The organism is Aquirufa regiilacus (assembly GCF_032470275.1).
GTDB classification, from domain to species: domain Bacteria; phylum Bacteroidota; class Bacteroidia; order Cytophagales; family Spirosomataceae; genus Aquirufa; species Aquirufa regiilacus.
In genome coordinates this window covers 774364-796247 of sequence record NZ_JAVNWW010000001.1, presented here as the reverse complement: position 1 = coordinate 796247, position 21884 = coordinate 774364, and the positions used below count along the sequence as shown (strand labels likewise).

Here is a 21884-nt window from a genome sequence, read left to right as displayed (position 1 = left end):
ATGTTAAAAACTGATAATTTAATAAAAGGCAGTAAATTTGAGAAAATATGGGATTTACACACCGACAACTTTTTCAGAAACACATGGCGCCAACGTCCGATGCCCCTTTGGCATTGGAGATTAAGTCGGCGGAACACATCTATTTAACAGATGTTGATGACAAGAAATACATCGACCTCATTTCAGGTATTGCTGTTTCGAATGTCGGGCATCGTAATCCTGAAGTTGTGCAGGCCATTAAAGATCAATTAGATCAATATATGCATCTTATGGTCTATGGTGAATACATTCAGAGTCCCCAAGTATTATTAGCCGAAGCCTTAGTTAAGTCAACAAATACAAGTAGCTTGAATCAAGTATATTTTACGAATTCAGGTACTGAAGCGGTGGAAGGGGCCATGAAATTAGCCAAACGATATACAAAACGTCGGGAAATTATCGCTTGTCACAACGCCTACCATGGAGCAACTCAAGGTGCCTTGTCACTTGCAGGCGACGAACAATTCAAAAATAGCTTCCGACCACTATTACCGGACGTGCGGCATATTCAACATGGCAATCTTGATGATTTAAATCAAATAACCATAAAAACTGCTGCGATATTCATTGAAATCGTAGGAGGGGAGGCCGGTGTTCGATCGGCCTCGAAGGCTTATTTTCAAGCCCTGCGCGCGCGTTGTACTGAAGTGGGTTGCTTATTAATTCTCGATGAAATTCAGACAGGGTTTGGTAGAACAGGAACTTTTTGGGCATTTCAAGCCATGGATATCGTTCCAGATGTTCTCCTTAGTGCTAAAGGAATGGGAGGGGGGATGCCCATTGGAGCTTTCTTAGCAAATGAATCGTTGATGCAAACACTTTCATATGCACCCGTTTTAGGTCACATTACAACGTTTGGAGGACATCCTGTTTCATGTGCAGCTTCTTTAGCTACCCTAAACTACATTCAAAATAATCGATTGTTAGACCAGATTGAAGAAAAGCACCAACTTTTCAAGGAATTATTGATTCACCCCATCATCAAAGATTTTAGGGGAGTAGGCCTCATGATTGCTGTGGAAATGCAAGATTTCAAAACGGTTAAAGCAGTAATTGACACCTGTATTCTCAATGGACTAATAACCGATTGGTTTCTTTTTTGCGATAATTCCTTACGCATTGCACCACCCTTGGTGATCACATTAGATGAAATAAAAATGGCTTGCAACATTTTGTTACAAGCCATGGATAAAGTCTATAAAAGCTAATTAAGCGTGCTTTAAAAGGGTTTCAGCCAAAACTGATTTTGGAATATTCCCACCTACTAAACGCTCAACCATTTCGCCATTCTTAAATACCATCAACGTAGGAATCGAACGAATTCCCAAGGATGCAGGTACAGCTGAATTAGCATCTACATTCATTTTTGCAACAACCGCCTGACCTTCAACATCTCCCGCTAATTCCTCTACAATTGGCCCGATCATTTTACAAGGTCCACACCATTCAGCCCAGAAATCGACTAATACGGGTGTTGGTCCACTAATTAATTCTTGAAAGTTGGCATCCGTTGCCTCTACATATTTTCCCATGTGCTAGTTTATTTTAAAATTCAAAATTATAACAATTCAAGTATAAGAATAAGTTCCCGACAAATATTTTATGAAATTAATCGAAACCCTACCTTTTCTAAATCAATTAAATCAGCAATTAAAGTCTTTCCAATGCGAATTTGCATTTTACGCGATAAAAAATCCATTTGCAATTTCTCCTCTTCGTCAAACACTTCGATAACTAATTTCTTGTTCCCTTTGTTTCGATCCAGTACATCGTATAAATTATCCATCAAAGCCGGAGTCAAGTGCTTTAGGTGAAGCGAAAGTTTCATTTCCTTCGTCCGCTCTTCCAAAACCTCTGAAAGTAATTCGATGGATTGAATCTTGAAGACCATCTGCTCCATGTAGCGGTTTTTTTGTTGGTAAGAACCTTGTAAAAACAACATCCGGTCCTGACCAATAAACCGTTCAAACTCGATGTAATCTTTCCCAAAGAGCGCAAATTCATAATTACCCGAATAATCTTCCAAGGTAAATATCATGAACTGATTTCCATTAGCAGATGTCCGCACATTCATTTTTGTAACTATTCCTGCTACAGATTGAACCGCACCGGGTTTGGAATCCAATTGTGAAACAGTCGAATTAGTGAAGTTTTGAATCTCAACCTTGTATTCATCCAGTGGATGTCCCGAAATGTAGACCCCAACAACCTCTTTCTCATTCTTTAATTGCTCCATAACCGACCAGGTCTCTGACACGGGTAAACGAGGCTTTGCGATATCATTGCCTGTACCAGCGCCTAAATCACCGAATAAAGACTGCGTTGCTTCCGCCTTCAATTCTGCCATGCGAGAAGCATATCGTACAATTTTATCAATAAACGTCGTGCCATCGTCCATCGCAAAATAATGCGAACGCTGTACCTCTGCGAAACAATCAAATGCACCCGCTAAAGCCAACGACTCCATACTGCGTTTGTTCACTTGACGTACATTGACCCGAGAAACAAAATCATAAATATCTTTATATTCGCCATTTTTGGTACGCTCTTCTACAATCGCATCAACGGCAGCTTCCCCCACGCCTTTAATAGCTCCTAGACCAAAACGAATATGCCCTTTTTTATTAACCGCGAAAGAACGAGACGATTCATTCACATCAGGAACCAATAAAGGAATTCCCATACGCTTACACTCATCCATGAAGAAGGTAATCTTTTCAATATTCCCTAGAGAATTCGAAAGAACCGCGGCCATGAATTCGGATGGATAATTAGCTTTTAAATAACCCGTTTGATAGGCTACTAATCCGTAACATGTCGAGTGAGACTTATTAAAGGCATATTGTGCAAAAGCTTCCCAGTCGGTCCAAATCTTCTCCAATTTAGGGGCCGGATGATTATTTGCTTGTCCACCTTCCATGAACTTGCCTTTCATCTTGTCAATCGTCGCCTTATCTTTCTTACCCATCGCTTTACGAAGAACATCGGCATCTCCCTTAGAGAAATTTGCCAATTTCTGCGAAAGCAACATCACTTGCTCCTGGTAAACCGTAATCCCATAGGTATCATTCAAATACTCTTCCATTTCTGGTAAATCGTATTCAATCGCTTCCCGACCGTGTTTACGCGCAATGTAATTCGGTATATAGACCATTGGGCCTGGACGGAACAAGGCATTCATGGCAATTAAATCCGAGAATTGATCGGGCTTTAAATCACGTAAATGCTTTTGCATACCTGGAGATTCAAATTGGAATGTTCCATTCGTTTCAGCTCGTTGGTATAATTCAAATGTAGCCTTATCATCCAATGGCAAATCATCCAAGACAATCGTAACGCCATGGTTTTGCTTGATTAATCGAACGGCCTCCTTTAAAATGGACAGGGTCTTTAAACCCAAAAAGTCCATCTTAATCACACCCGCATTCTCAATCACAGATCCATCGTATTGCGTAATTAGTAGGGCTACATCTTTAGAAGCCGCTACCGGCAAAATATCAGTCAAATCAGAAGGTGCGATGATGATACCTGCCGCGTGAATACCTGTTCCACGAACAGAACCTTCCAAAACCAACGCATTTTCAATGACCGTTGCTGGTAAGCCACCTGATTCTTTAATCTGACGCAATTGCTTGACCTGCTCAATCTCTTCAGGATTTAAGCCTTCTTTATCTGCTAAACTCTTATCTCCATTCAAAGGCGCATTGAAAATACGCTCTAAGGTAATTTTTGGCTTTTCTGGAACCAGTTTGGCTAAGGCATTAGATTCAGATAGGGGTAAATCCAATACACGTGCAACGTCTTTGATAGACATTTTGGCGGCCATTGTACCATAGGTCGCAATATGGGCAACCTGATTCTTTCCGTATTTGTCTACGACGTAGTCGATAACTTTTTGTCGGCCTTCATCATCAAAGTCCGTATCAATATCGGGTAATGACTTCCGATCAGGATTCAAGAAACGCTCAAAAAGGAGATTGTATTTAATCGGATCAATATTGGTAATCCCCAAACAATAAGCAACCACCGAACCCGCAGCAGATCCCCGACCAGGCCCCACATAAACCCCCAAATCCCGGCCGGCTTGAATAAAATCAGCCACAATCAAGAAGTAACCCGCAAAACCCATCGTCCGAATCGTATATAATTCAAAGCGAATGCGTTCCTCTACCACTTGGTCTATATCAACATAGCGCTTCTTTGCACCCTCCATGGTCAAATGTTCCAAATAATCATCCTGCGATTGAAAATTCGTCGGTATCTGGAAATTCGGCAACATCACATCCTTGGTCAATTTCAAGGTTTCAACTTTACCTACAATCTCATTCGTATTATCAATAGCCTCCGGAACATGAGACCATAATTTGGTCATTTCTTCCGTTGTCTTGAAATAAAATTGATCGTTGTAAAAAGCAAAACGCTTGCCTTTCATCTCAGATCCGTCATCAATATCTTTGTAGGTAGGAGTGGCCTGTTTTTCACCCGTATTGATACACAAAAGAATATCGTGCGCATTGGCATCTTTTTGATCCAAATAATGGCTATCATTGGAAGCAATCACCTTAACATTATACTTCTTGGCAAACTTTAACAAAACCTCGTTAACTGTCTGTTGTTCAGGGATATGATGATTCTGTACTTCAATGTAATAGTCCTCGCCAAATAAATCCAACCACCATTTAAACTCCTTTTCTGCTTCCTCCTCGCCAGAACGAAGAATAGCTTGAGGTACTGACGCGCCTAAACAACAAGTTGTTGCAATAAGACCTTTATGGTATTTTAAAACGAGTTCTTTATCGATACGCGGGTATTTGGAATACATACCCTCCATGAACCCTAATGAACAAAGCTTCACTAAATTTTGATAGCCTTCTGGATTCTTAGCCAGAAACAATTGATGGTAACGCTTATCCTTAACTTCTTTCGTAAAAACCTGCTTATGCCGATCGGCAACCAAATAAAATTCACACCCCACAATAGGTTTAACCCCTTGCTTACCTGCTTCAGCAACAAATTGAAATACACCAAACATATTACCGTGATCGGTAATGGCTACGGCAGGCATGTTATCAGCCTTCGCCTTTTTAAACATCGATGATATTTTCGATGCTCCATCCAATAATGAAAACTGCGAGTGATTATGTAAATGCGAGAATTGCATATATCAAATGGTATTAAAAAGGTTCTTTATCAAAAAAAGTGGTGTTCAAAAAATCCAAGAATGGCTTCATCACCTTCGAATCAGTCATCAATTGCGCGATGAAATCATCTTGCATTAGCTGCTTATCCGTATAATGCTTCCAATAAAACAATTGCTTACGACGTATATAAGGCGTATCCTCCGGTGAAGGATCAAAACCCTTAGGAACTTTTTGAAGCATTTCTCCTTCTGCAGTACCGAACGTGTCAGCAAATTGCGATGACTCGACAATCTTACGTAATGCGCCCCCGTTATAATCAACTTCCTGGCGATATTTAGCCATCTGATCCGGTGTCGGGTTATACATCCCGCCTCCTAAAAACGATTTACCTCCGGGTTCAATGTGTAAGTAATAATCCATGAAGCCAGATCGACGACCTCCTTCTGAGAAACTAGCGGAAAACCATGTCTTGTAGGGATCTTTGTTTTTGGAAAAACGCACATCTCGGTAGATGCGGTAGGAGCAGTGCTTGCGCTCAACCCCAACCATGTTTTCAAATTCGCTATACGAAAGAATAAGCTGCTCGATTAACTTATCAAATTTCCCTTTTTCAAGGTCATAAACACCTTTATTAGCCGCAAACCATTCTCTCGAATTATTCGCTTTCAAATCAGTCAAAAAGGTTAGTAGACCAGGGGAGATGGACATGTAAAATCGATAAATTTTAGGTAAACGAAATTAGCGAAAAATTAGCAGAAAGCCCATGGGTTAAGGACACAATTTGATGACAAAAAATATATTGGGAGAATTGAATGAATTTCGTGATTTTTGTAAAATTTTTAATTGATTTATGCGCATTTTAACTGGTATCCAATCTTCAGGAAAACCTCATTTAGGGAACATATTAGGGGCTATCATGCCCGCTATCGAACTTTCAAAAAAGCCTGGTAACGAATCATTCTTATTTATCGCAGATCTCCATACGTTGACGAGTCTTCGGGATGGCGAACAAATTCGCGCAAATACATTATCAATCGCTGCAGCTTGGCTGGCCTTTGGATTTGATACTGAAAAGAATTATTTCTACCGACAGTCAAAATTGGCAAGCTTTCACACGGAGATCATGTGGTACCTAAATTGTGTTACTCCATACCCAATGCTCGCGAATGCACATAGCTTCAAAGACAAATCCACACAAATGGCTAATGTCAATGCTGGGCTATTTACGTACCCCGTTTTACAAGCGGCTGATATTGTTTTATATGATGCGGAGTTGATACCTGTTGGCAAGGATCAACGCCAACATATTGAAATGACAAGAGATATGGCCGGGACTTTCAATCGGATGGCAGAAAAAGATATTTTTGTTATTCCTGAGGCGTCTATAAATGAATCGGTCATGACGATTCCGGGTATTGACGGCAACAAAATGAGCAAATCGCTTAATAACTACATTGATATTTTCTTACCGGAAAAAGATTTACTGAAACAAATCAAGAAAATTGAATCCGATTCAACTCCTCTGGAAGACCCCAAAAATCCCGATGCGGACATAACATTCAAATTATACCAACTCATTGCGACACCTGAACAAACGGCAGAAATGCGTGAAAATTATCTGGCAGGAGGATATGGTTATGGACATGCTAAACAAGCCTTACATGGATTAATGCTCGAATATTTCAAAGAAGCACGTGAAAAATTCGATTATTACATGAATAACCCAAAACTCATTGAGGAAAAACTTGAAATAGGCGAAAAGAAGGTAGAACCCATCGCTGCGGCTACTTTAGCTCGAGTTAGAGAGGTATTTAAATTTTAAAGCTATGTTTCCAGCTTGGGATGAATCGTTATTTAAAATGATTAATGAATCGCATACGGATGCAATGGATTCAATCATGATTTTTATGTCCAATAAATACGTTTGGATCCCATTATATGCATTTTTAATTTGGAAAATATATCAATCAAATCAAAAAGCAATCAAAGCGGCTTTATTGTATATCGTTTTCTCCATTTTATGGGCAGATCAAATTTCATCTAGTTTACTAAAGCCCCTCGTAAAAAGACTGAGACCCAGCCACGTAGAAGAATTTCAAGCATGGATTCATACACCCAATGGGGCAGGGGGATTATATGGATTTTGCTCATCGCATGCAGCAAATGCTTTTGCAGTAGCTTTATGCTTCTATTTATTAACAAAAAACAAAAGCCTTGGCGCCTTTCTATTTAGTTGGGCAGCTATCGTTTCTTACAGTAGAATATACCTGGGCGTACACTATCCCCTCGATGTATTGACAGGCTCATTTATTGGCTTGTCGGGTGCAATCATTCTCAAGAGTATAGTCTACGACAAATTAACCAAGAATTCATAGGTATTTACCCCATCAGCAAAATCATCCAAGGCTGGCATTTGTGCTTGACCAAAAGGTATTTGATTCGCTCCCACAAGGCATTGAATCTTATCTTCGTGTTGGTTCAACCATAACTTAAGAGCTTCAGTAGATACATATCTGTGTACATGCAACACACCAACAGGGGATACGAGGGCCTCATTTTCCGTGACAATTAAATTACCTAAATCGAAATGTGGCACTTGATTTAAAAGAAGTAATGTTTTGTGATACTGGTAATTGTTGGAATACTTTGTGTGGTTTAAAACCCAATCTACCCCAGTCAATACATCAAATAAGGGTATTAAATCATAATCGGCTGGTACTGCAATCGTAGACACATTCCGACAACCCAAACCATAATAAGTGAAAATATCTCCAGCAAGGCCTTCAAAATCGGCCGCAGATTCATTTCCCGTAAGAATGGCAACAGAACTTCTATTCTTACGAATTATGTGAGGGACTTTGGCAAAATAATTGGCAAAATACGCCGACGAAAAGTCGGAACCCGTAGCGATCACCGCGTCAACCTTGGGTAATCTTTCTACAATATCAATAGTAAAAGAGGAATCGAGTAAATTGATTGCATCTACATACAATTGCATCAACGCTTTATCCTGCGAACTTAATTTTATAACAACGTGATGACCAGCAGCCAAACACATCAGTAAATCGTGCATTCCGACTGCAGGCAAATTCCCAGAAAGAATTAAACCAACTTGTTTAGTGGAATTAGACTTAACAGGATATTTTTGAAAAAACATGTCCCAAATAGCCTGATCAAAAAATTGATTATCAATCGCTTCCATAGCATTCCGAATCAAAATATCGGAAAACCATGCATTCTCATTCTTGGCCCTTTCTATAAATAATTCAATTTTTTCTTTGTTGGATGAATCCTTAAAATAAATATGCAAATTAGCTATCAAGGATATAAATCGATCTTTCAACATATAGTAGGGGCTATTAACGTAATACGAATAGATACAAAGTTCTTAAAATTTTAGAATACTCTGCATAAATTATATACTATTCAAAACTTCTTATGTAAATTGCACAAAATTTTTAATACTTGTTATGGCAATTATCATTACAGACGAATGTATAAACTGCGGGGCTTGCGAACCAGAATGCCCAAATACAGCGATTTATGAAGGTGGTGTAGAATGGACTTGGGCCGGAGGAACCGCTTTAACAGAAGTAGAGTTGGAAGATGGATCTACAATGGATGCGAAATCACCCGTTGAACCCGTTTCTGAAGAGTTCTATTACATCGTTCCAGATAAATGCACAGAATGTACCGGTTTCCATGAGGAGCCACAATGTGCTGCTGTTTGTCCAGTAGATTGCTGCGTACCAGATCCAGATCACGTAGAAGACAAAGAAACATTAGAAGCTAAAAAAGCCTGGTTACACGCTGAAGCGTAAAACCCATATTCCTATATTTAAAGAGCTCATCAATTGATGGGCTCTTTTTTTTGTCCAAAAAAGTTCAATTCCAAACAATTACCTCGCATTGCACTTTTCCAATCCAACTAACACACAAGTTTGATTATAAGGGCAATTATTTAACATTTTTGCAAAATCGAAGAAAATAGGTTTAATTTTTAACCACATTTTGCATTTTTTTTGAAATATTACATAAAATAGGTTTAAAAATATATCAATTTACTTGCATCGTATTTATTTTTCCTCAATCTTTGAAATGTAATCAAGCATTTATAACCTTTTAAACAATTCCGCACATGAAGAAATCTATCCTAACAGCGCTTTTTGCAGCAACCGCATTTTGTGGATTTTCCCAAGAAAAAGAAGCAGAAGCTCCAAAATTTTCATTCTCCGGTTACATTGATTCGTACTATATGTTGAACTTCAACAGCCCATCGAATCGTAGCAATCTTGGAGCATCAGGTTATGAAAGAGCATTTGATCAAAAGTCAAATCAATTCTCTTTAGGTCTCGTTCAGACGAAATTTGGTTACGCAACAAAGAACTCAGATGTTGTGGTTGACTTAACTTTTGGACCAAACGCAGATTTAGGTCAATATGGTAACGTCATTGGACCTTTGGGTGCCGGCAAGGCATCAACAGCACTAGCAATCAAGCAGGCATATTTTAACTGGAAAGCTTCTGACAAATTAACCTTAACAGTTGGTCAGTTTGGAACGCACATTGGATACGAGGTAATCGACGCTCCCATTAATTACAATTACTCACTTTCTAATTTATTCAACAATGGTCCATTCTATCACATCGGAGCTAAAGCGAATTATGCATTTAGCGACAAATTTTCTGCCATGGTTGGATTGGTCAACAATGTGGATAATCTAAATGATAACAATTCATCTAAAGGATTCATCTATCAAATATTTACATCACCGGCAGCCGGCTGGAATGTTTACGTAAATGGAATCTCGTCAAATGAATCAGCACCTTTGGCATCAGGAAAAGATGATTCGGGGAGCTATAACTTATTGGACTTAACAACTTCATATCAAATCACACCTAAATACCTTTTGGGATTAAATGCCGCTTACGGATCACAAACAGGTGATTTCCAAGGTGGTGGAAATGTAGGTGATAGCAAAACTTGGGGTGGCGTTGCATTATATTCGAACTATGCATTTACAGATAAATTTAGCGTAGGTGGTCGTTATGAAGTATTTGATAATACTGCCGGTGCTCGTGCGCTTCGTGCAGCAGATGGCTCAGGAACAGATGTAAGTTCTTTAACATTAACAGCAACGTTCACTGCAGCAGACGGACATTTATTAATTAAACCAGAATTACGTTCTGACGCTTATAAAACGGCTCAATTCGTTGACGGTGATGGAAAAGAACAAAAATCTCAAACAACTTTAGGACTACACTTCATTTACAAGTTTTAATTTTTCTCAATTATTCACTCTTAAATTAGCATGAACATGACTTCACAAAAACCAACATGGATCCCGCTACTCGTACTAGTAGCCATTGCAGTACTTGCATTATTTACCACATCCGTTCCAGGGGCAATGCCTACGGAAGGATTGGACACAGGCGACACAGCCTGGATGATTGTGGCCTCTGGCCTAGTTTTATTAATGACACCAGGTTTAGCTTATTTCTATGGGGGAATGGTTAATCACAAAAACGTAATCTCTACGATGTTACAATCGTTCATCGCGATGGGTGTTATTTCTGTGATTTGGATTGTATTTGGTTTTTCATTAGCATTCGGTGATTCATTGGGTGGCTGGATTGGTGACCCTCGTACATTTTTTATGTTCAACGGAGTATTTGATCACAAGCTTTCTTTAGGATCATCTGACCAATTGAAATTCACTATTCCTTTTGCCTTGTTTGCATTTTTCCAAATGAAATTTGCGGTAATCACACCAGCACTTATCTCAGGAGCTTTAGCAGAACGTATCAATTTCCGTGCATTCGTATTATTCATGGTTTTGTTTTGTGTTGTCGTTTATGCACCATTAGCACACTGGACTTGGCATCCAGACGGATTCCTTTTCAACTTAGGAGTTCTTGATTTTGCAGGTGGTACGGTTGTTCACATGTCGGCTGGTTGGGCTGCTTTAGCAGGAGCTTTATACTTACGTCGTCGTAAGTCTCACATCGAGTCTAACATTTTGCCTCCGGCTAACATTCCATATGTATTATTAGGAACTGGTTTATTATGGTTTGGATGGTTTGGTTTCAATGCAGGTTCTGCTGTAGGAGCAAATGGATTAGCAGTGACTGCATTCGCTACAACACACGTTGCGGCGGCAGCAGCAGGTTTATCTTGGATCTTATTTGACGTAACACGTGGTAAAAAAGTATCTGCATTAGGTTTCTGTATCGGTGCTGTTGTGGGCTTAGTAGCTATCACACCTGCATCTGGATTCGTAACAGTTCCTGTCGCAATTTTCATCGGTGTTATTGCTGCGATTGTATCTAACATTGCTGCACACTGGAGAGCTAGCTCAAACTTAGATGATACATTAGATGTATTTCCTTGTCACGGATTAGGTGGTATGGTAGGTATGTTAATGACGGGTATCTTCGCTACTTCGGCTGTTAATGCAGCTGTCGCTGAGCAAGGATTATTCTACGGAGAAACGTCATTGTTCTTAAAACACTTATTAGCCTTAGCAATTGTTTCAGCATTTGCTTTCGGTTTATCTTATGTCTTGTTAATCATTACGGATAAAATTATCCCATTGCGTGTTAACGAAGAAGAAGAAAGATTAGGATTGGACATCTCGCAACACGACGAATCGCTTGCAGAATAGTTCACACAACAGAGCCGCAAGTAATGGTTCTTGTGGTTTTGTTTCAATCGGAAAGCCGGCGACTTATAGTTGCTGGCTTTTTTGTTTATTAGACTTTAGACGTTTGACATTGGAGGTTAGACAGTAGAGACGAAATACTTCACGCCTATGAATTAAGAGGTAAGAATTAAGAGGTAAGAGGTAAAAGTTAAGTGTGACCAACTCAATTTAAGCCACTAGACTACAAAAATAAGATTGAACGCTATTATTACGTAACTCCTTACACCTCTAAACGGCTAAGGATATAAGTTCAAAAAGAGAATATGAAAAATAGGACGCAGGTAGCGGAAAAATCTTAAGCCTACATACTTCGCCCATACGACTATTGATTAGGAATAGTGATTCGCGACTAAAGAAAATGACAATTAACAACTGACAGATGACTTACGTCTAACGACTAATGTCTAAAGACTGACTAACAACACTTCACCTCTCACATCCCCGGAATCCATAATAGTCTTATAGCGAACAGGCTGGATTGTATTAATCAATAAAGGATCGTAAGGGACAGCTAACCGAACATAATTTTCAGAAAACCCTTCCATCAAACCATTTTCAGTCGACTCTTCAAATAACACAAAGCCTGTTTTATTTAGCTGACTTTCATAGAAGAACCTGCGTTTCTTATCTGAAAGTATATGCAACATTTTCGAACGTTCTGATTTTTGCATCCCGTCAACTTTTGGTAAAATATCAACCGCAAACGTATTAGCACGTTCCGAATAAGGAAAAACGTGTAAATAAGAAATATCTAATTCATTCAAAAACTGATACGTTTCAAGAAATAATTCGGGTGTTTCACCGGGATGACCAACAATCACATCTACCCCAATACATGCATCGGGCATAACTGTCCGAATTAAACTCACCCGATCTTGATAAAGTTCTCGTTGGTATCTACGCTTCATCAGTCGCAAAACTGAATTCGAACCCGACTGAAGCGGGATATGAAAATGTGGCACAAAACGCTTTGACTTACCTAAAAACTCAATCAATTCAGGCGTCAATAAATTAGGTTCAATACTCGAAATCCTAAAACGTTCAATCGTAGATTTTGCTTCAATTGCTTTTACTAGATCAAAAAATGTTTCAACCCGCTTACCTTGTTGGATCCCAAAGTCACCAATATTAACTCCCGTCAAAACAATTTCCTTTACTCCATTTGCAGCAATTTCTTCGATAAGACCCAATACTTTTTCAATCGTATCAGAACGCGATTGACCACGAGCCAAGGGTATGGTACAATAGGAGCAAGGGTAATCACAACCGTCTTGCACCTTTAAAAAGGTTCTTGTCCGGTCATTTACACTATAGGAAGCATGGTAGTCCAGATCATAGCGAATCTCAGAAGCGATCAGCTTAGGCAAGTCAGCTATTTGACGATCTAAATACGGAGGAATTAATTCGGGTAATTTGAATTTCTCATTCGCACCTAATACTAAGTCTACCCCTGGAATCGCAGCAATTTCTTCAGGCTTGAGTTGCGCATAACAACCGATAATAACTACAGCCGCAGAAGGATTGATTTTCTTAGCTTCACGAACGACCTTTTTACATTTTTTGTCGGCCTGTTCTGTTACACTACACGTATTAATTACGAACAAATCAGGATTATCTTGAAATTCGGCACGAACAAAACCCATCGGCTCCAAAGAGCGCGCAATAGAGCTAGATTCTGCAAAATTCAATTTACAACCAAGTGTATAAAAGGCAACCTTCTTCATGTGTGCAATTCAGGATACAAAATAAAACAAAAATGGCGGGAAAACCCGCCATTTTCAATCATAAAGTATATAAATGCAAGATTAAAATAAATTACAACTTCGCAGTTTTTACCGTTTTAATGATACGGGCTGCTACTTTATAAGGATCTGCTGCTGAATTTGGACGACGATCTTCTAACCAACCTTTCCATCCTTTTTCTACTGCTGCGATAGGGATACGAATTGATGCTCCACGATCTGAGATACCATAAGAGAAATCATGAATCGAAGCAGTTTCGTGCTTTCCAGTCAAACGCATGTGATTATCAGCACCATAAACTTCAATGTGTTCTTTCACAAATGGAGCAAATGATTGACAAATTTTGTCATAAGCTTCTTTATTTCCCGCTGTACGTAAAACTGTATTAGAGAAGTTTGCGTGCATTCCTGAACCATTCCAATCCAATTCTCCTAAAGGCTTGCAATGCCAGTTGATCGAAACACCATATTTCTCACCTAAACGCTCTAAAATATAACGACCTAACCAAATTTCATCACCTGCTTGCTTAGCACCTTTTGCGAACATTTGGAATTCCCACTGTCCAGCTGCTACTTCAGCATTGATACCTTCAATATTTAAACCTGCGTCAATACACAAGTCCATGTGTTCTTCAATAATCTCACGACCGTATGCGTTGCTTGCGCCTACTGAACAGTAGTAAGGTCCTTGAGGTGCTGGATATCCATTTGCTGGAAAACCTAAAGGCTTGTTTGTTTCTGGATCCCAAAGGAAATACTCTTGCTCAAAACCGAACCAGAAATCGTTATCATCATCATCAATGGTTGCACGACCGTTAGACTCATGTGGAGTACCATCCGCGTTCAACACTTCACACATAACTAAATAACCATCACGACGTGCTGGATCTGGGCAAACATAAACTGGCTTCAATAAACAATCAGAAGATCCACCTTCAGCTTGTTGTGTTGAGGAACCGTCAAATGACCACATATCAAGGTCTTCTAATTTACCACTGAAATTGTTCTCGATCTTCGTTTTAGAACGTAAACTCTGTGTTGGCTTGTAGCCATCCAACCAAATGTACTCTAATTTTGATTTAGCCATGATATTTAAACTTGATTTTGTAACAAAAATACTTTTTTAGGTAATTGTATAGCAAAAATAATCCTCTTTTTGTAAAAAACAATAGTTTTAACTAAATAATCGTGCAAATACAATCCTGAATTTTGCAATAATTCAAAAAATCCAAATTAAAAACGAAAAATTGAATCGCAAATTTCCAAAATGTGCATTTTTTATACCATTACAATTCGCTACTTTTACTTAAGAAATTAAATCTACTGAAAAATGGCAATCACGCGCTTTAAAGCCCTAGAATTAGCTCAATCCCGGACTGGGACGCCAGTTAAATTACCTACTGAAAAAGTATCTGACTATTATGGCAGCATGACTTTTAGTGATGAAGTAATGCGTTCTTTATTATCTCCAGAAGCATATTTAAAGATTAATACAGCAATCCAAACGGGGTCTAAGATTGATCGTGATGCGGCAGATGAAGTGGCTGCAGCGATGAAATCTTGGGCTATTTCGAAAGGAGCAACTCACTATACACACTGGTTTCAACCTTTAACAGGTACAACGGCAGAGAAACACGACTCTTTCTTTGATATTGATTTAAGCAATGGCAAGGCTGTTGAGAAATTTAAAGGATCTGCTTTAGTCCAACAAGAACCCGATGCATCCTCATTTCCAAATGGTGGGATTCGTTCAACTTTTGAGGCACGTGGCTATACAGGCTGGGATCCATCTTCTCCTGCCTTTATTATGGAAAATGCGGCAGGAACCGCTACACTTTGTATTCCTTCCGTATTTGTATCATATACGGGTGAAGCCTTAGATTACAAAACACCTTTGTTGAAATCCATTGAATTAGTTGATAAAGCTGCTACGGCTGTCATCAAAGAATTCTTCTCACGGGATGTAAGCAAAGTAATCCCAACCCTTGGTGCAGAACAGGAATATTTTGTAGTAGACGAAGCTTTATTTAATGCACGTCCCGATTTGGTTATGGCGGGCCGTACTGTTTTTGGACATGCACCGGCAAAAGGCCAACAATTAGAAGATCACTATTTTGGATCCATTCCCAACCGTGTGAATGCCTTTATGGTTGACTTTGAAATTGAAGCACTTAAATTAGGTATGCCGGTTAGAACACGTCATAATGAGGTAGCACCGGCACAGTTTGAAGTGGCGCCAACCTTCGAAGAGGCCAATTTAGCTTGTGATCACAATGCGCTATTGATGGATTTAATGTCCAAAGTAGCATCGAAACATAAATTCAAAGTCCTTTTCCATGAGAAACCCTTCGCAGGAATCAATGGATCTGGCAAGCACAATAACTGGGCATTAGCAACGGATACAGGAATTAATTTATTAGCACCCTCGTCGAAGCCCAAAGAAAACTTGCGTTTTCTAACGTTCTTCGTGAATACATTAAAAGCGGTTCATGACCGTGCCGATTTATTGCGAGCATCGATTGCTTCAGCTGGAAATGAACATCGTTTAGGAGCCAATGAAGCTCCTCCAGCCATCGTTTCTGCATTTTTAGGTAGTACGATGAGCCAAGTACTCGATGACATGGAAAATATGGATGGCCTGGATGAAATCCAATTAGAAAAAGGAGATAATGTTTACCTTAAATTAGGTATCAATAAAATCCCTTCGTTGATTTTGGATAATACTGACCGCAACAGAACTTCTCCATTTGCCTTTACGGGTAATAAATTTGAGTTCCGTGCTGTAGGTTCATCTGCAAACTCGGCCGCTCCAATGACGGTATTAAATACCATTGTCGCTGACCAATTAATCAAATTCCGCAAAGAAGTGGAAGAGGTTTTGGAAAAAGGAGTGAAGAAGGAATTGGCCATTATGGAAGTGTTAAAACGCTACGTAAAAGAGTCTAAAAATATCCGTTTTGAAGGAAATGGTTATTCCGACGAATGGGTAGAAGAAGCAGCTCGTCGGGGCTTGTCCAATTTAAAGACAACTCCAGAAGCTTTAGCAGTATATGCTCGTCCAGAATCAATCGAATTATTCACCAAACATGGTATCTACTCAAAAGAGGAGATGCATGCACGCCATGAAATTGAATTGGAAAACTATGTTAAGAAAATTCAAATCGAATCACGCGTGATTGGAGATATGGCAATTAACCACATCGTTTCCACTTCATTGAAATACCAAACGCAATTAGTGGAGAATGTAAAAGGCCAAAAAGAGATTGGTATAGATCCACAATACTATGCGCCAACCATCGAAATGATTAAGAAAATTTCTGAGTATACTTCATCGATTGTGCGGTTGCAAAATGAAATGACAGATGCTCGTAAGGAGGCAAATAACATTGAAGATTTAGAAGAAAGAGCTGTTTTATACAGCACAAAGGTAAAAGGCTATTTCGAAGAGATTCGTTACAGTGTTGATAAACTCGAATTGATTATTGACGACGATGAGTGGCCATTACCTAAATACCGCGAATTATTATTAATTAAATAATCTTACATGACAACGCAAGCAAATCCTGGTTTTTCTAAGGAGGAAATCCAACAATTAAAAGACCAGTGCACTCAAGCGAATAAGCCCTTTATCGTTATAGAGGATGATGATTTGCCTACGGGCAATGAGAAAGAAATGGTCCATATTCAGTTTGTGGGCCAATTCAATAAACAAGAAGTAATTTACGATGCTATCCTGTGCACCTTGCAATTGCATTATGCCAGCGCAATCTACGAAGCGGCTGAACAAGAAGCCATTCATCATTTCCCTTTATATGTTCCTATCGAAAATCGGGATGAAACTTACGTTGAGAACGAATCCTTAGACGAAGAAGTGGAAGTAATGATTCTCGAAATTATTGATGAACTGGAAGAAAACGATGAAATCAAAGTCAATGAATACATCGAGATAGACGAAGATTTCGAATATGGCATTGGTTTAGAGGCAGCATTGTATGTTCCCTCATTGGAAGATGATGTCATTGTGAAATTCATTAATGATTTTAACGGCGGAACACTTTCATTAGATCCATCCCGTTTTTCATTCCGTTCCGAAGACCCCGAATAATACATGAGTAAATATGTATTTTACGCACCCAACCCGACCAGCACTGGATTCTTAACAGAAGAAGAGTCCTTTCATGCTTGTCGGGTTTTGCGTTTACGTAGCGGTGATAAAATTCGGATATTGGATGGAGTAGGAGGGCTCTATGAAGCAGTTATCGATACAATCGATTCAAAAAAGACAAACTTTGTAAAACTCCAAATTCTCGAAAAGCAAGAAAAACCAGCATTTCAAATTCACTTATTTGTAGCACCAACGAAACAAATGGAGCGGATGGAATGGATGGTGGAAAAATGCTGCGAATTCGGTATCCATAGCATCGGTTTTTTTACATCAAAAAACTCTGAGCGGAAAGAAATGAAATTACTTCGTTTAGAGAAAATTGCGATTGCGGCTTTAAAACAATCAAAAAATTTGTTTCTTCCTCAAATAAAGCCATTAACTCCATTGAAACAATTGATTGATTCCATGGAACCTAGCACAACGAATCAACTGTTATTTGCCCACATCAGTGACCCACCGGTTGGGAATTTAGGTAAGCAAATCAAATTGAATAATTCCTACACCATTTTTGTGGGCCCAGAAGGGGATTTTTCAAGCGATGAAACCTCTTTACTATTTGATAAAAAATATACACCATTTAGCTTAGGAAAAGCAATATTACGTACAGAAACGGCGTGTATCGCATCAACGCATGCAATACATTTATTACATGAATGAACTAAAAGTGATTAATATCAGAAAAGTATTCTTTTAAATTGAACAAAGTGGAGGATTTCATGTTTAAATTTGTGACTTATAACTTTAATTAAACTTTATGCAATTAGTACTTCCCGCATTTGTTATTCACTGGTACGTATCCCTATTTAGTCAGACTTTCTTTTTACATCGATATTCGGCTCACAAAATGTTTTTGATGAGTAAGTTTTGGGAGAAGTTTTTCTATTTCTTAACCTATTTATCACAAGGTTCGTCTTTCTTAAGCCCACGTGCTTATGCGATTTTACACCGCATGCACCATGCATTTTCAGATACGGCTAAAGATCCTCACTCACCGATGTTCTCCAGCAATGTGTTTACCATGATGTGGAAAACAAAAGATATCTATAATGCCGTTTTAAATCGTAAACAAAAGGTTGAAGAGCGTTTTGAACACGATTACCCGGTTTCAAAGACAATCGAACGCATTGGAGATTCATGGATTTCTCGTATCGGCTGGGGTGTTGCTTATGCATCGTTATACATTGTTGCTTTTGTATATTTCGATATGCATTGGGCATTTTTCTTTTTGCTTCCTGTTCATTTCTTAATGGGACCTGTACACGGTGCGATTGTCAATTGGTCAGGCCACAAATACGGGTACCAAAATTATGATAACCACGATCACTCAAGAAATTCGTTGGTATTTGATGTTGTCATGATGGGTGAATTGTTCCAAAACAACCACCATAAACTACCTAATCGTGTAAATTTTGCGACAAAATGGTTTGAGTTTGATCCAACTTATCCCATGATTAAATTATTGACTTGGTTACGAATTATCCGACCCAATGTAAAAGATCCAAATGCTAAGTTTTAGCAATCAAATAAAAAGGCTATCGAAATGATAGCCTTTTTATTACAGATCTAATTCAATCTGGAAACGTTCCAAGTAATCTGAAACACGTTTGATAAATCCTCCACCTAAAGATCCATCTACCACACGGTGATCATAGGAATGTGAAATAAACATCTTTTGGCGTATGGCTATCTGGTCCTCACCATTAGGTCCGGTGATTACTGCAGGCTTCTTTTCAATCACTCCAAATGCCATGATAGCGACCTGAGGTTGAACAATAATGGGCGTTCCCATCAAATTACCAAAACCTCCGATATTAGAAATCGTGTAGGTTCCGCCTTCTAAATCAGCCGGAGTCAATTTATTCTTCCGAGCGCGATTTGACAAATCATTGACCTTTTGGGTCAATTCAACAAGCGATAATGTATCCACATTGTGAATTACAGGCACAATCAAATTTCCATTCGGTAAAGCAACCGCCATTCCAATATTGATTTGCTTGTGTTGAACAATGTAATTACCCTCTACTGAAATATTTATGCCCGGAAAATCCTTAATCGCTTGCGCGGTAGCCATAAATAGGAGAGGCGTATACGTGATCGGCTCCTTATATTTTTCTAAAAATTTAGCTTTATTAAGCTCACGCCATTGAACCAAAGAGGTAATATCAGCCTCTAAAAATGACGTAACATGGGGAGAAATACGCTTGGAATCCGACATTCGCTCAGAAATCATCTTCCGCATACGATCCATTTCAATCACTTCATCGCCCGGCAAACGCAAACCAGGACCTTGACTCAAGGTACCCGATGCGACCATGCGCTTCGAATTACGAACGGCAATAAAATTCAATACATCCTTTTTCGTCACCCGACCATCCATGCCAGAGCCACGAATTTCGCTTAATTCTCGTTGGGATACTTTCTCTTGTTGGCAAATTTGCTTAATCAACGGCGAAACCCATGGATTAGACTTATCAGTACTCACATCCAAGTTTTGGCCTAAACTTAGTTCAGTTAAAGCTGCTAAATCAGGCTCAGGGTGAAAAACATCTGAAGCGTCAAAAGATTTTTTCTCAACAGGTACGTCATCATTTGCATCAATGACGCAAATTGCCTTGCCAATGGTAGCCACCTGACCTACCGGTATTAAAATTTGTTTTAGATAACCTGCAACGGGCGAAGGGACTTCGGTATCAATCTTATCGGTCGCTACCTCTAGGATAAATTCATCCGCTTCTACGTAGTCACCTGGCTGTTTTAACCAGTTTAACACAGTAGCTTCCATGATACTTTCCCCCATTTTGGGCATAATGATTTCTGTGATCGCCATATTATTCCGCCAAATCGTTTAATAAATATCTTCGCAGCAAATTAATTGCTGTTAATGAACTCAAATGAATGTTTTGAATACGTGTGCCCCCTTGTGTCAATTTGCGCGTAATTACGCCATTCGGATGGGCTAATGCGATCCATATGGTACCTACTGGCTTTTCTTCTGTTCCACCATCAGGTCCCGCAATCCCTGAAGTAGCTAGTGCATAAGTTGTATCCAGCTGTTTTCTTGCACCTTCTGCCATAGCCTTCACACATGCCTCACTCACGGCTCCGTCCGTTTCTAAAATTGCTTTCGAAACACCTAATTGATGTTCTTTGACATCATTCGCATAACTGATAATTCCTCCTTGGAAATATGCCGAACTACCAGAATGTTGCGTGAATTGATGCGCCAAATAACCACCCGTACAACTCTCGGCAACAGCTAATGTGGCTTGATTGGTTACAAGTAATTGACCAACAACAGCAGCTAATTCGTCTTTTTCACGCCCAAATACAAAGCCTTTTATTAAGGGCATAACCTTTTCGAACTCAGCATCAATGTCCTGTTGTAATTGAACTTTATCTTGCCCAAAACCTGTCAACCGAAGCTTAACGATGCCTAATGAAGGCAAATAGGCTAGTTTCAAATGAGCAGGTAATTGTAATTCCCAATCTTGAATCAAATCCGATAAATAAGATTCACCTATACCAACAACTTTCCTGATTTGATGTACAATAACAGGAAGTTTAAAATGGGTAACTATTCGAGGTAATACCTCTGTTCCCATAATTGCCTTCATTTCAAAAGGTACCCCAGGCATGGAAATCCAAATTGTATTCTGTTCATTAAACCACATGGCAGGAGCTGTTCCCTGTTTATTAGGAATAATTGTACATTTTGTGGGTAATAAAGCCTGATCACGGTTGATATCACTAAGTTCACGGCCTCTTTTTGCGAAGAAATCCGTAACATCTGCCAAGGCTTCAGCATGATAGGCGAGGGGACAATTGAAAAAATCTGCCAATATCTTTTTGGTCAAATCATCTTTGGTTGGCCCTAATCCACCTGTAATAAAAACAATATCAGCGCGTTTTTGAGCTTCTTCAAGAATTTGAACAATCTCATCTCGTTGGTCGCCCACTGATGATTTACGGATTGTTTTAATGCCAATTTTATCGAGTTCTAAGCTAATCCATTGGGTATTCGTATCCAGGATTTGACCGTAGAGAATCTCATCGCCAATGGTAATTATTTCTGCTCGAACCATTTAGTTTTCTTA

General features: G+C 39.2%; 18 protein-coding genes. 10 read left to right on the top strand and 8 right to left on the bottom strand.

What is annotated here, in order from left to right:
• Positions 1–47 precede the first annotated feature (47 nt).
• Positions 48–1247, top strand: coding sequence for an aspartate aminotransferase family protein (locus tag PQG45_RS03525; protein ID WP_316070295.1), 1200 nt, complete (start codon positions 48–50; stop codon positions 1245–1247).
• Here PQG45_RS03525 and trxA read toward each other — a convergent pair whose 3' ends face one another.
• The 3 genes from trxA to PQG45_RS03510 form a co-directional block, all read right to left on the bottom strand.
• The gene (trxA, locus tag PQG45_RS03520) at positions 1248–1571 is read right to left on the bottom strand and encodes a thioredoxin (RefSeq protein WP_315576240.1); all 324 of its coding nucleotides are present in this window, start codon (positions 1569–1571) and stop codon (positions 1248–1250) included.
• Between the two features lie 68 nt (positions 1572–1639).
• Entirely contained in the window at positions 1640–5200 is a 3561-nt protein-coding gene (gene dnaE / locus PQG45_RS03515) for a DNA polymerase III subunit alpha (protein WP_316070294.1), read from the bottom strand.
• 13 nt (positions 5201–5213) lie between these two features.
• Positions 5214–5888: a DUF2461 domain-containing protein gene (locus tag PQG45_RS03510; RefSeq protein WP_316070293.1), complete on the bottom strand. Its 675-nt coding sequence runs from the start codon at positions 5886–5888 to the stop codon at positions 5214–5216.
• A 142-nt stretch (positions 5889–6030) separates the two neighbouring features.
• Between PQG45_RS03510 and trpS the strand changes: the two genes are divergently transcribed.
• Both trpS and PQG45_RS03500 read left to right on the top strand, forming a co-directional pair.
• The gene (gene trpS, locus PQG45_RS03505; protein ID WP_316070292.1) at positions 6031–7002 is read left to right on the top strand and encodes a tryptophan--tRNA ligase; all 972 of its coding nucleotides are present in this window, start codon (positions 6031–6033) and stop codon (positions 7000–7002) included.
• Positions 7003–7006: 4 nt separating this feature from the next.
• A complete protein-coding gene (locus PQG45_RS03500; protein WP_316070291.1) occupies positions 7007–7555 on the top strand; it encodes a phosphatase PAP2 family protein in 549 nt (182 codons plus the stop codon).
• On the opposite strand, the gene PQG45_RS03495 is transcribed toward PQG45_RS03500, so the two are convergent.
• On the bottom strand, positions 7528–8526 hold the full coding sequence (locus tag PQG45_RS03495; protein ID WP_316070290.1) for an acyl-CoA reductase: 999 nt from the start codon (positions 8524–8526) through the stop codon (positions 7528–7530). The two genes, PQG45_RS03500 and PQG45_RS03495, sit on opposite strands and share 28 nt — an antisense overlap.
• Positions 8527–8650: 124 nt before the next feature.
• On the opposite strand from PQG45_RS03495, the gene PQG45_RS03490 reads away from it, so the two are divergent.
• The 3 genes from PQG45_RS03490 (at position 8651) to PQG45_RS03480 (ending at position 11844) form a co-directional block, all read left to right on the top strand.
• Positions 8651–9001 carry a 4Fe-4S dicluster domain-containing protein gene (locus tag PQG45_RS03490; RefSeq protein ID WP_316070289.1) on the top strand — a complete coding sequence of 117 codons (351 nt, stop codon included), beginning with the start codon at positions 8651–8653 and terminating at the stop codon, positions 8999–9001.
• 317 nt (positions 9002–9318) lie between these two features.
• A complete protein-coding gene (locus PQG45_RS03485) occupies positions 9319–10461 on the top strand; it encodes an outer membrane beta-barrel protein (RefSeq protein ID WP_315576249.1) in 1143 nt (380 codons plus the stop codon).
• A 36-nt stretch (positions 10462–10497) separates the two neighbouring features.
• Positions 10498–11844 (top strand): ammonium transporter, encoded by a 1347-nt coding sequence (locus PQG45_RS03480; RefSeq protein WP_315576250.1) that lies wholly within the window; start codon positions 10498–10500, stop codon positions 11842–11844.
• A 443-nt stretch (positions 11845–12287) separates the two neighbouring features.
• Here PQG45_RS03480 and mtaB read toward each other — a convergent pair whose 3' ends face one another.
• Positions 12288–13607: a tRNA (N(6)-L-threonylcarbamoyladenosine(37)-C(2))-methylthiotransferase MtaB gene (gene mtaB / locus PQG45_RS03475; protein ID WP_316070288.1), complete on the bottom strand. Its 1320-nt coding sequence runs from the start codon at positions 13605–13607 to the stop codon at positions 12288–12290.
• 91 nt (positions 13608–13698) lie between these two features.
• Entirely contained in the window at positions 13699–14712 is a 1014-nt protein-coding gene (locus PQG45_RS03470) for a glutamine synthetase beta-grasp domain-containing protein (RefSeq protein WP_315576253.1), read from the bottom strand.
• A gap of 243 nt (positions 14713–14955) precedes the next feature.
• Between PQG45_RS03470 and PQG45_RS03465 the strand changes: the two genes are divergently transcribed.
• The 4 genes from PQG45_RS03465 (at position 14956) to PQG45_RS03450 (ending at position 19306) form a co-directional block, all read left to right on the top strand.
• Positions 14956–17163: a glutamine synthetase III family protein gene (locus PQG45_RS03465; RefSeq protein WP_315576255.1), complete on the top strand. Its 2208-nt coding sequence runs from the start codon at positions 14956–14958 to the stop codon at positions 17161–17163.
• A 6-nt stretch (positions 17164–17169) separates the two neighbouring features.
• Positions 17170–17730 (top strand): hypothetical protein, encoded by a 561-nt coding sequence (locus PQG45_RS03460; protein ID WP_315576256.1) that lies wholly within the window; start codon positions 17170–17172, stop codon positions 17728–17730.
• Positions 17731–17733: 3 nt separating this feature from the next.
• Positions 17734–18447 carry an RsmE family RNA methyltransferase gene (locus PQG45_RS03455; protein ID WP_315576258.1) on the top strand — a complete coding sequence of 238 codons (714 nt, stop codon included), beginning with the start codon at positions 17734–17736 and terminating at the stop codon, positions 18445–18447.
• A gap of 97 nt (positions 18448–18544) precedes the next feature.
• Entirely contained in the window at positions 18545–19306 is a 762-nt protein-coding gene (locus PQG45_RS03450) for an acyl-CoA desaturase (protein WP_315576259.1), read from the top strand.
• 39 nt (positions 19307–19345) lie between these two features.
• Here the strand turns inward: PQG45_RS03450 and PQG45_RS03445 are convergent, their stop codons facing one another.
• Positions 19346–20617 carry a dihydrolipoamide acetyltransferase family protein gene (locus PQG45_RS03445; protein WP_315576261.1) on the bottom strand — a complete coding sequence of 424 codons (1272 nt, stop codon included), beginning with the start codon at positions 20615–20617 and terminating at the stop codon, positions 19346–19348.
• 1 nt (position 20618) lies between these two features.
• The gene (locus tag PQG45_RS03440; RefSeq protein ID WP_315576262.1) at positions 20619–21872 is read right to left on the bottom strand and encodes a competence/damage-inducible protein A; all 1254 of its coding nucleotides are present in this window, start codon (positions 21870–21872) and stop codon (positions 20619–20621) included.
• Between the last annotated feature and the right edge of the window lie 12 nt (positions 21873–21884).

What these genes read in the sequence shown, in the direction of transcription:
- PQG45_RS03525 (WP_316070295.1), top strand. Translation starts at nt 48, where the DNA reads ATGGGATTTACACACCGACAACTTTTTCAGAAACACATGGCGCCAACG.
- trxA (WP_315576240.1), bottom strand. Translation starts at nt 1,571, where the DNA reads ATGGGAAAATATGTAGAGGCAACGGATGCCAACTTTCAAGAATTAATT.
- dnaE (WP_316070294.1), bottom strand. Translation starts at nt 5,200, where the DNA reads ATGCAATTCTCGCATTTACATAATCACTCGCAGTTTTCATTATTGGAT.
- PQG45_RS03510 (WP_316070293.1), bottom strand. Translation starts at nt 5,888, where the DNA reads ATGTCCATCTCCCCTGGTCTACTAACCTTTTTGACTGATTTGAAAGCG.
- trpS (WP_316070292.1), top strand. Translation starts at nt 6,031, where the DNA reads ATGCGCATTTTAACTGGTATCCAATCTTCAGGAAAACCTCATTTAGGG.
- PQG45_RS03500 (WP_316070291.1), top strand. Translation starts at nt 7,007, where the DNA reads ATGTTTCCAGCTTGGGATGAATCGTTATTTAAAATGATTAATGAATCG.
- PQG45_RS03495 (WP_316070290.1), bottom strand. Translation starts at nt 8,526, where the DNA reads ATGTTGAAAGATCGATTTATATCCTTGATAGCTAATTTGCATATTTAT.
- PQG45_RS03490 (WP_316070289.1), top strand. Translation starts at nt 8,651, where the DNA reads ATGGCAATTATCATTACAGACGAATGTATAAACTGCGGGGCTTGCGAA.
- PQG45_RS03485 (WP_315576249.1), top strand. Translation starts at nt 9,319, where the DNA reads ATGAAGAAATCTATCCTAACAGCGCTTTTTGCAGCAACCGCATTTTGT.
- PQG45_RS03480 (WP_315576250.1), top strand. Translation starts at nt 10,498, where the DNA reads ATGACTTCACAAAAACCAACATGGATCCCGCTACTCGTACTAGTAGCC.
- mtaB (WP_316070288.1), bottom strand. Translation starts at nt 13,607, where the DNA reads ATGAAGAAGGTTGCCTTTTATACACTTGGTTGTAAATTGAATTTTGCA.
- PQG45_RS03470 (WP_315576253.1), bottom strand. Translation starts at nt 14,712, where the DNA reads ATGGCTAAATCAAAATTAGAGTACATTTGGTTGGATGGCTACAAGCCA.
- PQG45_RS03465 (WP_315576255.1), top strand. Translation starts at nt 14,956, where the DNA reads ATGGCAATCACGCGCTTTAAAGCCCTAGAATTAGCTCAATCCCGGACT.
- PQG45_RS03460 (WP_315576256.1), top strand. Translation starts at nt 17,170, where the DNA reads ATGACAACGCAAGCAAATCCTGGTTTTTCTAAGGAGGAAATCCAACAA.
- PQG45_RS03455 (WP_315576258.1), top strand. Translation starts at nt 17,734, where the DNA reads ATGAGTAAATATGTATTTTACGCACCCAACCCGACCAGCACTGGATTC.
- PQG45_RS03450 (WP_315576259.1), top strand. Translation starts at nt 18,545, where the DNA reads ATGCAATTAGTACTTCCCGCATTTGTTATTCACTGGTACGTATCCCTA.
- PQG45_RS03445 (WP_315576261.1), bottom strand. Translation starts at nt 20,617, where the DNA reads ATGGCGATCACAGAAATCATTATGCCCAAAATGGGGGAAAGTATCATG.
- PQG45_RS03440 (WP_315576262.1), bottom strand. Translation starts at nt 21,872, where the DNA reads ATGGTTCGAGCAGAAATAATTACCATTGGCGATGAGATTCTCTACGGT.